This window comes from Acuticoccus yangtzensis (assembly GCF_001927245.1).
Classification (GTDB): domain Bacteria; phylum Pseudomonadota; class Alphaproteobacteria; order Rhizobiales; family Amorphaceae; genus Acuticoccus; species Acuticoccus yangtzensis.
Genome location: NZ_MJUX01000007.1, coordinates 190,867 through 204,734 on the forward strand (window position 1 = coordinate 190,867; position 13,868 = coordinate 204,734).

Genomic DNA, 13,868 nt, shown 5'->3' on the forward strand with positions numbered 1-13,868 from the left:
TGCAGCGTTCGCCGTGCAACTCAAGGGCCGAGTTGAAGCGCCGCGTCGATCGGGTGGCGGGCGGCGCCTCCGGCCTCAGTCCAAGACCTGGCCGACGAGCCCGAGCATGGACCGCCCCGGCACCTTGAAGGGCGCCACGAGGTCCGGCCCCTCCCCCGGCTCGTGCACCCAGCCGTCCACCGTCTCGAACAGGAGGCTCCAGGTGAAGCCGTCGAGCGGCGGGCACAGGGCGAACTCCATGTCCGCTTCCAGCGCGTTGAAGAAGACGATGGCGCGCGCATCCCCCAGCGCCAGCACCATGCCGAGCACCTTCGGGTCCACCTCGTGCCAATCGAGGTCGTTCATCTCCGCCCCGTCCGGCCGCAGCCAGCAGATGTCCTTGGCTTCGTCCTGGCCCTTCAGCGGATCGCCGTGCAGGAAGCGCGGCTGGTGGAAGATGCCGAGCTTCTGCCGGACCCGGATCAGCTCGCGCACGAAGGTGCGGAAGTTCACCTCCTGGTCGCTGTCCTCGCCCCAATTGAGCCACGAGAACTCGGTGTCCTGGCAGTAGCCGTTGTTGTTGCCGAACTGGCTGCGGCCGATCTCGTCGCCCATCAGGATCATCGGCGTGCCCTGGCTGACGAGGAGCGTCGCGATCATGTTGCGGCGCATCCTGTCGCGCAACGCGAGGATGCCGGGATCGTCGGTGATCCCCTCCACGCCCCAGTTGAAGGACCGGTTGTCGCCGTGCCCGTCGCGGTTGTCCTCGCCGTTCGCCTCGTTGTGCTTCTCGTTGTAGGTGACGAGGTCGATGAGGGTGAAGCCGTCGTGGGCGGTGACGAAGTTGACCGACGACCAGGGCTTGCGGCCATGATTGTCGTAGATGTCGGCCGAGCCCAGAAGGTTGGAGGCGAGCGCCGGAAGATGGTGCGGATCGCCCCGCCAATAGGAGCGGATATCGTCGCGGTAGCGCCCGTTCCACTCCGCCCAGCCCGGCGGGAAATTGCCGACCTGGTAGCCGTCCGGGCCGAGGTCCCACGGCTCGGCGATCATCTTGACGTTCTGCAGCACCGGGTCCTGCATCACCGCGTCCAGCCAGGCGGACGAGCGGTCGAAGCCATGATGCTCGCGGCTCATGGCGGGGGCGAGGTCGAAGCGGAAGCCGTCCACCTTGCAGACCTCGACCCAGTAACGCAGCGAGTCCATCACCATCTGCATCACCCGAGGGTGGGCGACGTTGACGGTGTTGCCGCAGCCGGTGGTGTCGAAATAATAGCGCTTGTCTTCGGCGAGGATGTAGTAGCTCGCGTTGTCGATGCCCCTGAAGGACAGCGTCGGGCCGAGCTGGTGACCCTCGGCGGTGTGGTTATAGACGACGTCGAGCAGCACCTCGATGCCCGCCTCGTGCAGCCGCCGCACCATGTGCTTGAACTCGTGATGGCCCGAGCCGCGGCTGATGTAGCGCGCGGCCGGGGCGAAGAAGCTCAGCGTGTTGTAGCCCCAATAATTGTGCAGGCCCTGCTCCAGCAGATGCCGGTCGTCGGGGAAATAGTGCACCGGCATCAGCTCGATCGACGTGACGCCGAGCTTCACGAGGTATTCGATCACCCGCGGGTCGGCGAGGCCGGCGAAGGTCCCGCGCATGTGGTCCGGCACGTCCGGATGCATCGCCGACATGCCTTTGACATGCGCTTCGTAGATGATCGTGTCCGTCCACGGCACCTTGGGCGAGACGTGGTTGCCCCAGGTGAAGGCCTCGTCGACGACGACGCATTTGGGCATGGCGGGCCCTGAATCGCGGCGGTCGAAGGAGAGGTCTTCGCGGGTGGAGCCGACGCGGTAGCCGAACATGGAATCCTGCCACCGCAGGTCGCCCTTCACCGCCCTGGCGTATGGGTCGATCAGGAGTTTGTTCGGGTTGAAGCGGTGGCCCTCCATCGGATCATAGGGGCCGTGGACGCGGTAGCCGTAGAGCTGGCCGGGGCGGATGTCGGGCAGGTAGGCATGCCAGATGTCGTGCGTATATTCCGGCATCGTGATCCGGTCGGTCTCCCGACGCCCGGACCGCTCGAACAGGCACAGCTCGACCTTCGTGGCGTTGGCGGAGAAGAGGGCGAAATTCGTCCCCGACCCGTCCCATGTCGCCCCCAGCGGACCGGGGGACCCTGGCTCAATTCGCATTCAGTCCGACCATTTGGCGCATTCGGGCAAGGTGTACGCCCCTCGCCCAAGGGAAAGCGCGCACATCAGAACATAAAGCATGATCAATGATCGCACGCTGCTGGATCATGCCTCAATGAGGCACGAAAATGAGCGCCCCGAGCGGCGGCAATGTCAACTCGCAAGAGAATGGCCGGCCGTGATAGGCCTGTTCTTCCACGATGACGGCGCCTGAATTGCCGACATTCGATCCGCCGTAGACAGATGAATCCGTATTCATCGCCTCACGCCAGCGCCCGCCCGCCGGGAAACCGATTCGGTAATTGGATCTCACCACGGGCGTGAAGTTGAGAACCACCACGACCGGGGAACGGTCGGCGGCGTAACGCACGAAGGCGAACACCGAGGACTGGCTATCCGCCGCGTCGATCCACTCGAACCCATCGGGATCACAGTCCCGCTCATGCAAGGCCGACGTGGTCTTGTAGAGCGTGTTGAGGTCGCGGATGAGATCTTGGATGCCCTGATGCATCGGGTCGACGAGCAGGTGCCAGTCGAGCGATTGATCGTGGTTCCACTCTTTTTCCTGCGCGAACTCGCCGCCCATGAAGAGCAGTTTCTTGCCGGGGTGGGTCCACATGAAGGCGTAATAGGCGCGCAGGTTGGCGAACTTCTGCCAACGGTCGCCCGGCATCTTGTTGATGAGCGAGCCTTTGCCGTGAACCACCTCGTCGTGGCTGAGCGGCAGAATGAAGTCCTCCGAAAAGGCGTAGTGCAGGCCGAAGGTGATGGAATCGTGGTGCCAGCGCCGGTGCACGGGCTCTTCCTGCATGTAATGCAGGGTGTCGTGCATCCAGCCCATATTCCATTTGAAGTTGAAGCCGAGGCCGCCGTCCTTCACCGGGCGCGAGACCTGCGGGAAGGCGGTCGATTCCTCGGCGGCGGTGAACGCGCCGTCGTCGCGCTCGGCGATGCGCTCGTTTAGCGAGCGCAGGAAGTCGATGGATTCCAGGTTCTCCCGGCCGCCATACTTGTTCGGCACCCAGTCGTTGCCGCGCGAATAGTCGCGGTAGAGCATGGAGGCGACGGCATCCACCCGAAGCCCGTCCACGTGGTAGCGGTCGACCCAGAAGAGCCCGTTGGCCTCCAGGAAGTTCGCCACCTCGTTGCGGCCGAGATTGTAGATGAGGGTGTTCCAGTCCTTGTGGAACCCCTCGCGCGGGTCGGCGTGCTCGTAGAGCGCGGTGCCGTCGAAGTTGCCGAGGCCGTGCTGGTCGGTCGGGAAGTGGGCGGGCACCCAGTCGATGATGACGCCGATCCCCTCCTGATGCGCCTTCTCGACGAAGCGGGCGAACCCTTCGGGCGTCCCGAAGCGCGAGGTCGGCGCATAAAGGCCGATCGGCTGGTAGCCCCACGAGCCGGAGAACGGATGCTCGGAGATCGGCAGAAGCTCGATATGGGTGAAGCCGAGCGACTTGGCGTAAGGGATCAGCTCGTCGGCCAGCTCGTCGTAGTTGAGGTAGGTGTTACCGTCACCGCGCCGCCAGGAGCCGAGGTGCACCTCGTAGATGGAGACCGGCGCGGCGCGGTCGTTGGCACCGGAGCGCTCGGCCATCCATGCGGCGTCGTCCCAGTCGTAGTCGATCAGACCGTGGACCACGGATGAGGTGTCCGGCGGCACCTCGGTGGCGAAGGCGAGCGGGTCCATCTTCAGCGGCAGCAAATTGCCGTGCGCGCCGATGATCTCGTACTTGTAATAAAGGCCCTTGGAGATGCCGGGGATGAAGATCTCCCAGACGCCGATCTCCTGGCGCAGGCGCATGACGTGGCGCCGCCCGTCCCAGCCGTTGAAGTCACCCACCACAGAGACGCGCTTGGCGTTGGGAGCCCAGACGCCGAAATAGACGCCCTCCACCCCGCCGACGGTGGTGGGGTGGGAGCCGAGGCGCTCATAGAGCTTCTGATGCCGCCCCTCGGCCATCAGGTAGACGTCCATGTCTCCGAGGATCGAACCGAAGCGGTAGGGATCGTCGGCCAGCCAGGTGTGCGAGCCGGAGCCGAGCTTCAGCCGGTACTCGAACGGTTCGCGCCGGTCGAGCACCAGGGAGAAGAGCCCGTCCGGGTGGATCTTCTCCATCGGCAGGGCGGACTTGCCCGCCTTGTCGGTGAGGCTGACGGTCTCCACGTGGGGCGCGAAGGTGCGGACATAAAGGCGGCGCCCGTCCTCGGAGGCGTGCATCCCGAGGATCGAGAATGGATCGGAATGCCGCCCGGTGACGATCGCTTCGGCCGCGGAAGGCTCCAGGTCGTCGCGCAGGCGGGTCTCAGTCATCTGAACTCTCCGGTTGGTTGCTGGCGGCGAGGGCGGGCATGTCGGCCCAGGCTGTGACGCCGCGCTCGTCGGCGAGAACGTCGAGCACCCCGTTGAGGGGAATGCGCACCCAGGCCGGTCGGTTCGCCAGTTCATAGCCGACCTCGTAAATCGCCTTCTGCAAGGTGAAGAGGTCGAGGAGGGCCGCGGTCAGCGGCGCATCCGGGGCCTTGTCGCCGAGCGTCTCCAGATAGGCGGCGATGAAGTCGCGCCGCGTGGTGTCGCGCCAGGACTGCGCCTTCACCTGCGCCTCGGCGGCGTTCACCTCGTGGGTGTCGCGCCAGCGTTGCAGCGCCATCGCCGCGGCATAGTCGAATGAGCGCAGCATCCCGGCCGCATCGCGCAGCGGCGAGGACTTGGCGCGCCGCTCAGACAACGGCCGCGTCGGCTCGCCCTCGAAGTCGATGATGGTGAGGTCGCCCTGGCTGACCAGCACTTGGCCGAGGTGATAGTCGCCGTGGATCCGCGTCTTGACGCCGGACGGCGCCGCATCGCGCACGGCGGCGAAGCGGGCGGCCACCGCGTCGCGCTTGGCCAGCAGCGCGTCGGCATCGGCGGCGACGTCCTCCGGCAGGCTCGCGCGTTGGGAGGCGAGGCGCGTGAACAGCGCATCGGCCTCCGCCGTCGCAGCGTCCGCCCAGGCAGAGAGGTCGTCGGCGGTGATCGGCTCCGGCCTGAAGGCGGGGCTTTCGGTATCGGCCATCAAGGCGAGGTGAAGCTCGGCCGTGCGCAGGCCCGCAAGATGGCCGATATTGAGCGGGAAGGTGAGGACCGGCTCCTGGTCCTCGCTCGCCGTCTCGGCCTCCAGAAGATCGGCCCGCTCGAGATAACGCTCCAGCGCGTCCAGCACCGAGCCCCACGCATCGCCCTGGTTGGGGACGAAGTCGAAGGCGGCGGCGAGAATGGCCGGCTCCCCTTGCCCGCCGTCGAGGCGGATGGTGCCGACGAGCGCCGGGGTGTTGGGGAAGCGCGCCACGTCCGTCAGATGGCGCGCGATCTCCACGTCCGGCTGCTCGCCCTCGCGCAGGCGGCGGTAGATCTTGAGGATGATCTGATCGCCGAAGACGATGGACACGTTCGACTGCTCGACTCCGAGCGGACGCGGCGTGTCGAGCTCCTCCAGCGCCGAAAGGGTCTCGGACCCCGCGAAAGTGACGGTGCGTGCGCCATGGCTGATGCTGGCGCCGGACTTCATCAGCCCCACCAGCTCGGCCGCCAGACGCTCGTCGAATGTGCCGTCGATGAGGGCGCCGAGCTTGGGCCCGGAGCGCACCTTGGCGAGCGTATAGGACAGTTTCGGCGCGCCGGTCCTGAGGTTGTCCTCGCCCCAGCGGATCGACAGCGGCACGAAATAGGCCTGCTCGCCCGACGCCACGTCTACGTTGAAGGCGGCGAGCGCGAACTCGTCGTTCAACATGGCGAGCGGCTGAAGGCTCACGCGGCGCACCCTCTCGTCCTTGGCGGCGAACCAGCGCTGCAGCGGCAGGAAGGCCGGCAGCGACTGGCTTTCGAGCTGGCTGCGCTCGCGCCCTTCGATGGCGTCGCCGATCCGGCCCGAGCGGGTCGTCAGCGTGATGAAGTCCGGCAGCGGCTCGGGCAGCGGATCGTGCCAGGTGGGCGCCTCCTCCGCACCGGCGAGCGCGAACCAGAAGAAACCGTAGGCCGGCAGGGTCAGCATGTAGGGAAGGTCGCCGATCGGCGGGAAGGGCGTGCGGCCGGTCAGCTCGATCGGCACGCGCCCGCGCAGCGACGACAGGTCGAGCTCCACCGCCTGCGCCGTGCGCGCCAGGTTGGCGACGACGAGGATCACCTCCCCTTCATGCTCGCGCAGATAGGCGATGACCTTGCGGTTGCGCGGGTAGATGAATTGGATCGTACCGCGCCCGAAGGCCGGGTGCTGCTTCCTGACGAGGATGATGCGGCGCATCCAGTTGAGCAGCGACGAGGGGTCGTGCTCCTGCGCCTCGACGTTGATCGCCTGGTAGCCGTAGACCGGATCCATGATCGGCGGCAGGTAGAGCTGCTGCGGATTGGCGCGGGAGAAGCCGCCGTTGCGGTCGGCCGACCACTGCATCGGCGTCCTCACGCCGTCCCGGTCGCCGAGATAGTAGTTGTCGCCCATGCCGATCTCGTCGCCATAATAGAGGACGGGCGTCCCCGGCATGGAGAGCAGGAAGGCGTTCATCAGCTCGATCTTGCGGCGGTCGTTCTGCAGCAGCGGCGCCAGGCGGCGGCGGATGCCCAGATTGATGCGCGCCCGCTGATCGGCCGCGTAGAAGCGCCACATGTAGTCGCGCTCCTCGGCGGTGACCATTTCGAGGGTCAGCTCGTCGTGGTTGCGCAGGAAGATCGCCCATTGGCAGGACTCCGGGATCTCCGGCGTCTGGCGGATGATGTCGGTGATCGGGTGCCGGTCTTCCTGCGCCAGCGCCATGTACATGCGCGGCATCAGCGGGAAGTGGAAGCCCATGTGGCACTCGTCGCCCTCGCCGAAATAGGGCCGCGTGTCTTCCGGCCACTGGTTGGCTTCGGCGAGAAGCATGCGGTCCGTGTAGCGCGAATCGAGGGCGGCGCGGATTTCCTTCAGCTTGTCGTGCGTCTCGGGCAGGTTCTCGTTGTTGGTGCCCTCGCGCTCGACGAGGTAGGGGATCGCGTCGAGCCGCAGCCCGTCCACGCCCATATCGAGCCACTGGTTCATCACCTTCAGCACCTCGTCCATCACCTTCGGATTGTCGAAGTTGAGGTCGGGCTGGTGGCTGTAGAAGCGGTGCCAGAAGTACATCTCGGCTTCCGCATCCCAGGTCCAGTTGGACTTCTCGGTGTCCAGGAAGATGATGCGGGTGAGGTTGTACTTGTCGTCGTTGTCCGACCACACGTACATGTCCCGCTCTTCGGGCGTCGCGTCTTTCTTGCGCGCGGCCTGGAACCAGGGATGCTGATCGGACGTGTGGTTGATCACGAGCTCGGTGATGACCCGCAGACCGCGCGCGTGCGCCTCGGTCACGAACGCCTGGAAGGCGGCGATGTCACCATATTGCGGGTTCACGTTCTCGTAGTCGGCGATGTCGTACCCGTCATCGCGCAGCGGCGAGGGGTAGAAGGGCAACAGCCAGATCGCCGTGACGCCGAGCGCCTGAACATAGTCCAGCTTTTCCATCAGGCCGCGGAAGTCGCCGTAGCCGTTGTTGTCGGCGTCGTAGAACGCCTTGATGTGAAGCTGGTAGATGATCGCGTCTTTGTACCAGTCGGTGACGGAGCGATCGATCAGGCCGTCTTTGGTCGTCTCTTCTGGCGCTTCCGTTTCTGTGACAGGTGCGACGGCGTCCATAAAATGAAGTGCTCCTCGAGGGTCACAAGCGGTCCGGCAACTCGGCGGCGCGGGACCCGCATATCGTTCGGTCTCAGCCTAGCGCACTGGCGATCGGGTGCCAGTGGCAAGGCGGGGCGCCGCGCGGGTTATGCGCGGCCTCGGCGAGGCATGGGCGCCCGCCGCGCGTCGGTCAGGCCCTCGTCGGGTCGTGCAGACGCCAGATGAAATAAGGCCGCTGATGCGGATCGATGTAGACGTGCTGGATCTTGCCGGTCCACGTGAAGTCGTACTCGGCGACGAGGTCCGTCACCTGGATCGACGCATCGTCCGGCAGCCCGAACTCCCACAGCGGCACCTCGAAATGACCGCCCTGGCCATTGTGCGGGTCGAGGTTGATGGCAAAGAGCAGGAAGGACGAGCGGTCCGCCGTGCGCTTACCATAGTAGAGGATGTTGTCGTTCCACATGGTGTAGAACGTCAAATTGGTGAACTCCTGCAGCGCGGGATGCGTCTTGCGCAGGTGATTCATCAGCCAGATGTCGTGCCGGATGTGGCCGGGACGGTCCCAATCCCAGGCCTTCAGCTCGTACTTCTCGGAGTTGAGGTATTCTTCCTTGCCGGGGACGGGTGTCCCTTCGCACAGCTCGAACCCGTTATAGACGCCGTAGACTCCCGCGAGCGTCGCCGCCAGCGCCAGACGCACCTGGAACCCAGGCCGGCCCGAGGTCTGCAGATAGACCGGGTTGATGTCCGGCGTGTTGACGAAGAAGTTCACACGCATCGTGTCCTTCTTCACCGTCGTCGTCAGCTCGGTCATGTACTCCTGCAACTCCGCCTTGGTGTTGCGCCAGGTGAAGTAGGAGTAGGACTGCGTGAAGCCGATCTTGGCGAGGCGGTGCATCACCTTCGGCCGCGTGAACGCTTCGGCCAGGAAGATGACGTCCGGGTGGTCCTTCTGCACCGCGGCGATCAGCCATTCCCAAAAGGTGAAGGCCTTGGTGTGCGGGTTGTCCACCCGGAAGATCTTCACCCCGTGGCTGATCCAGAACAGGAAGATGTCCTTTTGGGCGTGCCACAGATCGGGGATGGGCTGGTCGCCGTCATAGAAGCGCACGTTGACGATGTCTTCGTACTTCTTCGGCGGATTCTCGGCGAACTTGATGGAGCCGTCCGGCCGCCAATCGAACCAGTCCGCATGCTCCTGGATCCACGGGTGATCGGGCGAACACTGAACCGCATAGTCGAGCGCGATCTCGAGGCCCCGCTCGGCGGCGGCGTCCACCAGGCGCTTGAAGTCCGCGAAGGTGCCGAGCTCGGGGTGCAGCGCGTCGTGCCCCCCCTCCTCCGAGCCGATGGCATAGGGACTGCCGGGGTCGCCCGGTTCGGCCTTCAGCGCATTGTTGCGCCCCTTGCGATTGGTTTTGCCGATCGGGTGAATGGGGGTGAAATAAAGGACGTCGAATCCCAGACCCTGCACATAAGGCAGGCGGTCGATCACGTCGTCGAAGGTGCCGTGGCGGGTGACGTCGCCCGACATGGAGCGCGGCATCACCTCGTACCAGGCGGCGAAGGCGGCGGCGCGGCGGTCCACCGTCAACGGCAGAACCTTGGAGAAGGAGAGGTTTGCACGGTGGCCGGCCCGCTGCATCAGCCCCGCGGTGTCGTCGGTCATCAACCGCGCGAACCGCTCCGCGTCCGACGCATCGCCCATCTCGTCCGCAAGCTCGGCGAGGGCGGCCTGGTCGGCCGCCGTACCGCGCCCGCATCCGACGGAGGCCGCCACGAGCTGCGCCCCCTCCTCAAGCTCCAGCGCGATCGGAACGCCCGCGTTGTGCTTCTTCGCCGTGTCGGACCGCCAGGTCGCCCACTCGTCCCGCCAGGCAATGATGGTATATTCGTGAGGCGCGTTGTCGGTGGGCGTGAAATGGCCGCGCCACCGGTCGTTGACGAGATAGCGCAGCGGCTCCTCTTCCCAATTGTGGACGCCCTTGCGGCGCCACAGGATCGCACAGGCCACCTTGTCGTGCCCGTCGCCGAACACGTCCGCCTCCACCACGAAGGGCTGGCCCACCACGGTCTTGGCGGGGAAGCGGCCGCCGTCGATCTCCGGATCGACCGCCTCGATCGCGACGCGGTTGACGGCGATCTCGGCGATGCCGTCATCGTCGGCCGGACCGACGGGGTCCGCGCCGGTCGCGAGTCTGGGTGCAGCCGAGGGTGCCTTGGTTGCAACGCTGGTGTCGGTCATGTCGCTCTCGATCTGAAGCGGATCGCCCCGCACGGCCTGTGCGAGATGTGTGCCGCCTGGCTCATCGGATCGCGCGAATCGTCAACTTTTGCGGGCGCACCCCCGCCCCACCGGGGCTACGCTCCTTCCGCGCTCGTGCATAAGGATGGGCCATTGCGACGAAGGGGCAACCCTTCAGCGCCGTCTTTCGCGGCCTCAGCGGCGCGCCGTCTCCCAGATCGCCGCGAAGACCGCCGCCCACAGGACGTGACCGATCAGCGCCACCCATGTGATGCCGGTGAAGGCCAGGAAGGCCGGATTGCCGTTGACGAGATGGGCCATCACGTAAAGCGCGAAGACCCAGAGCGCGACGCCGTACACCGCCGCGACAACCGGCCACGGCAGGAAAGGCGTCACCACCCTGGCCACCGGGCGGGCGATGAACACGTAACCCACCGGATAGGCGAGGATGCCCGTCAGCCAGTGGACGACGGCCCCGCCGAGCGCGGCCCCCTCGAACGGGCCGAACACGGTCTGCAGCGTCTGCGCCGCAAGGGGCTCGGGGGCAAGGCGCGCGAAGCCGAGCGTCGGCGTGAGCCATTGGCCGAACAGGTCGAAGGCGGCGGTGGCCACCGCCCCGGCCACGAGGAGAATGAGCAGGTTGGCCGGCGCCAAGGGCCGGGCTCCGCCGCCGCCGGCCTTGGATTGTGTCGTGGAGATCATCGGGTCGCCTCCTTGGCGCATCACCATCACGGGTCCGCACGGGCGCCATGGCACGGCCGCTGCAGACTGACCTCAGGTAGGAGAAACGTCAGGCGGCCATAATGAAAGCTACTTCACAGGGACACACGATTTCGTGCCCGCCCCCGTGCTGCCCCCGTGCCATCCGCCCGCCACGCCCCATCTTGGGAACCGGACGGAGCCATCAGCAAAGGATCGTGCCATGAGCCAAGCCCCCGAACGCTTCCTTGCGGACCAGACCGCCATCGTCACCGGCGCCAGCTCGGGGCTCGGCCAGGCCTGCGCCATCGCCCTCGCCGCCCGCGGCGCCGCGGTGGCCGTCAACTACCGCTCCGACGCGGACGGCGCGGCCGACACCATCCGCGAGATCGAAGCCGCGGGCGGCAAAGCCTTCCCCTTCAAGGCGGACATCTCGCAGGAAGAGGACATCAAGGCGCTGTTCGCGGCCACCGTGGAGACCTACGGCACGGTCGACATCCTCGTCGCCAATGCGGGGCTGCAGATGGACGGGGCCTTCACCGACCTCACAAAGAAGGACTGGGACACGGTCATCGGCGTGAACCTGACCGGCGCCTTTTTGTGCATGCAGGAGGCGGTGCGCCAGTTCCGCAAGCAGGGGATGCGGTCGTCGCGCGCGCTCGGCAAGATCATCGCCATGAGCAGCGTGCACGACGTCATCCCATGGGCGGGGCACGTCAACTATGCCGCCTCCAAAGGCGGCCTCTCGATGCTGATGAAGTCCGCCGCACAGGAACTCGCCGCCGAGAAGATCCGCGTCAACGCCATCGCGCCGGGCGCCATCGCCACCGCGATCAACAAATCGGTCTGGGGCGACGAGGAGAAGTACAAGGAGCTTCTCAAGATCATGCCCTATGGCCGCATCGGCGAGACCCGCGACGTCGGCGAGGCGTGCGCCTGGATGGCGTCCGACTATGCCGACTACATGACCGGCCACACCCTCGTCATCGACGGCGGGATGGAGCTCTACCCCGAGTTCATCGGCAACGGCTGACCGTCCCGTTTCGCGACCAACGCCCCGCGGCCTGGCGCCTCGTCCCGGTCAAGGGGGACAACCCCACCCCCCTTGAGGATGTACCATGGACGCACGCCCGGCCTCGCCGGAAACGGCCACCTTCCCCGCCATCTCCGACTATTCCGCCATCGGCAACCTCGAAACCGTGGCGATGATCGCCACCAACGGCGCGGTGGAACTCTTCTGCTACCCGCACTTCGACTCGCCGTCGATCTTCGCCGCGGCGTTGGACCGCTGCGCCGGAAACTTCACGCTGCGTCCGGCCTGCGCGGCCGCCGGCGTGCAGAATTATGTCGAGGGCACCAACGTCCTCGTCACGCGATACGAGGGCGAGGGCGCGGTGGTCGAGGTGACCGACTTCATGCCCATCGGCACCTCTGACGACACGAACCAACTCGTCCGCATCGCCCGCGTGGTTGAAGGCGAGACCGAGATCCGTGCCGCCTGCCAACCCGCCTTCAACTATGGGCGCGGGCGCACCGCCGCGCGCGCGGTTGACGACCACATCGTCTTCGAGGACGGCGGCGTCACCCTGCCCATGCGGCTCGCCTCCACCCACCCGCTTCGGCTCGACGGCACCACCGCCAGCGTGTCGGCCCGCCTCGGCGCCGGTGAAGAGCTCGTCATGGTTCTGGTGATGGACGATGCCGAGCGCCACCTTCTGAAAGACGGCGACGTTCACGAGGCGCTCGCCCGCACCGTGGACTATTGGCGCAACTGGCTCGGCCAATGCACCTATGACGGGCCGTGGCGGGAGATGGTTTTGCGCTCGGCCCTGGCGCTGAAGCTGATGTTCTCCCACCGCCACGGCGCGATGGTCGCCGCCCCCACCTTCGGCCTCCCCGAGGCGATCGGCGGCGAGCGCAACTGGGACTATCGCTACTGCTGGGTGCGCGATTCGGCCTTCACCATCTACGCCATGCTGCGCCTCGGCTTCTACGACGAGGCGGACAAGTACCGCGCCTGGATCCGCGACCGCATAGAGGAGCGCGGCGAGGAGACGATCGGCCTGATGTACCGGGTCGACGGCGGCATCGACCTCGAGGAGGAGGAGCTTCTTCACCTCAGCGGCTATCGCGGATCGCGGCCGGTCAGGATCGGCAACGCCGCCTTCCGCCAGACCCAGCTCGACATCTTCGGCGAGGTCGTCGACACGCTCTACATCGCCCAGAAGCACATCACGCCGATGGACGCGCGCACCTGGCGTGCCGTCAGCCGCCTCGTCGACGACGCGTGTGAAACCTGGTGCCACCCTGGGTCCGGCTTTTGGGAGATGCGCGGTGAGCCCACCCGCTTTCTCGACGCGCACCTCATGTCCTGGGTGGCGATGGACCGGGCCGTTCGCCTCGCCGACCGGACCGGCCTGCCGCAAAATCCGGCATGGCGCGCAAATCGCGACCGCGTCGAAGAGACCATCGAGCGCGACTTCTGGAACCCGTCGATCGGCGCCTATACGCAGACCGCGCACGGCAACAAGGTGGACGCCACCGCGCTCCTGATGCCGTTGATGAAATACACCGACACCACCGCGCCGCGCTTCGCCTCCACCCTTTCCCGCATCGAGGACCGCCTCGTGAACGGCCCGCTGGTGCGCCGCTACGAGGATGTGGGCGAGGACCAGGAAGGCGTCGACGGCCCGCCGGAGGGCCACTTCGTCGCCTGCTCCTTCTGGTATATCGAGGTGCTGGCGCGCTCCGGCCGCGTCGCCGAGGCTCAGGACCTCTTCGCCCGCATCATGGCGATGGCCTCTCCCACCGGCCTCTTCGCCGAGGAGCTGGACCCCTCCGGCCGCCACCTCGGCAACACGCCGCAGGCCCTTTCGCACCTCGCCATGATCAGCACCGCCCTCGCCCTGAAGCGCGCGAGCGAGAATGGTGGTCAACCGTTCTGATGATCGCCGGCGGCGCGGCGACGTGGTAGGGTGAGAATGCGGCACGGCTCTTGCCCGCCGCATTCCACCAGCGCCGGCCGCCCGCCCCCGCCCCGCCTGCCGACCTCCCCCGCCATTCGCGGTTCGGACGGCACAGGGTGCGATGGTTCAGGACGG

7 protein-coding genes are annotated in these 13,868 nt (G+C 66.4%); 2 read left to right on the forward strand and 5 right to left on the reverse strand.

Annotated features, from left to right (window positions below; all coding sequences use genetic code 11):
* Window positions 1-75: 75 nt before the first annotated feature.
* From glgX to BIX52_RS16825, 5 genes are all read right to left on the reverse strand, one after another.
* The gene (glgX, locus tag BIX52_RS16805) at window positions 76-2,160 is read right to left on the reverse strand and encodes a glycogen debranching protein GlgX (RefSeq protein WP_075222248.1); all 2,085 of its coding nucleotides are present in this window, start codon (window positions 2,158-2,160) and stop codon (window positions 76-78) included.
* A 112-nt stretch (window positions 2,161-2,272) separates the two neighbouring features.
* Entirely contained in the window at window positions 2,273-4,471 is a 2,199-nt protein-coding gene (gene glgB, locus BIX52_RS16810) for a 1,4-alpha-glucan branching protein GlgB (RefSeq protein ID WP_075222249.1), read from the reverse strand.
* Entirely contained in the window at window positions 4,464-7,838 is a 3,375-nt protein-coding gene (gene treS / locus BIX52_RS16815) for a maltose alpha-D-glucosyltransferase (protein ID WP_083660395.1), read from the reverse strand. The genes glgB and treS overlap by 8 nt, the downstream gene beginning before the upstream one ends.
* Window positions 7,839-8,010: 172 nt before the next feature.
* Window positions 8,011-10,068, reverse strand: coding sequence for an alpha-1,4-glucan--maltose-1-phosphate maltosyltransferase (locus BIX52_RS16820; RefSeq protein ID WP_083551109.1), 2,058 nt, complete (start codon window positions 10,066-10,068; stop codon window positions 8,011-8,013).
* 195 nt (window positions 10,069-10,263) lie between these two features.
* Window positions 10,264-10,770 carry a hypothetical protein gene (locus tag BIX52_RS16825; RefSeq protein WP_211098190.1) on the reverse strand — a complete coding sequence of 169 codons (507 nt, stop codon included), beginning with the start codon at window positions 10,768-10,770 and terminating at the stop codon, window positions 10,264-10,266.
* Window positions 10,771-10,990: 220 nt separating this feature from the next.
* Here BIX52_RS16825 and BIX52_RS16830 point away from each other — a divergent pair, with 220 nt between their 5' ends.
* Window positions 10,991-11,800 (forward strand): glucose 1-dehydrogenase, encoded by an 810-nt coding sequence (locus BIX52_RS16830; RefSeq protein WP_075222250.1) that lies wholly within the window; start codon window positions 10,991-10,993, stop codon window positions 11,798-11,800.
* An 85-nt stretch (window positions 11,801-11,885) separates the two neighbouring features.
* On the forward strand, window positions 11,886-13,712 hold the full coding sequence (locus BIX52_RS16835; protein ID WP_075222251.1) for a glycoside hydrolase family 15 protein: 1,827 nt from the start codon (window positions 11,886-11,888) through the stop codon (window positions 13,710-13,712).
* The last annotated feature ends 156 nt before the right edge of the window (window positions 13,713-13,868 follow it).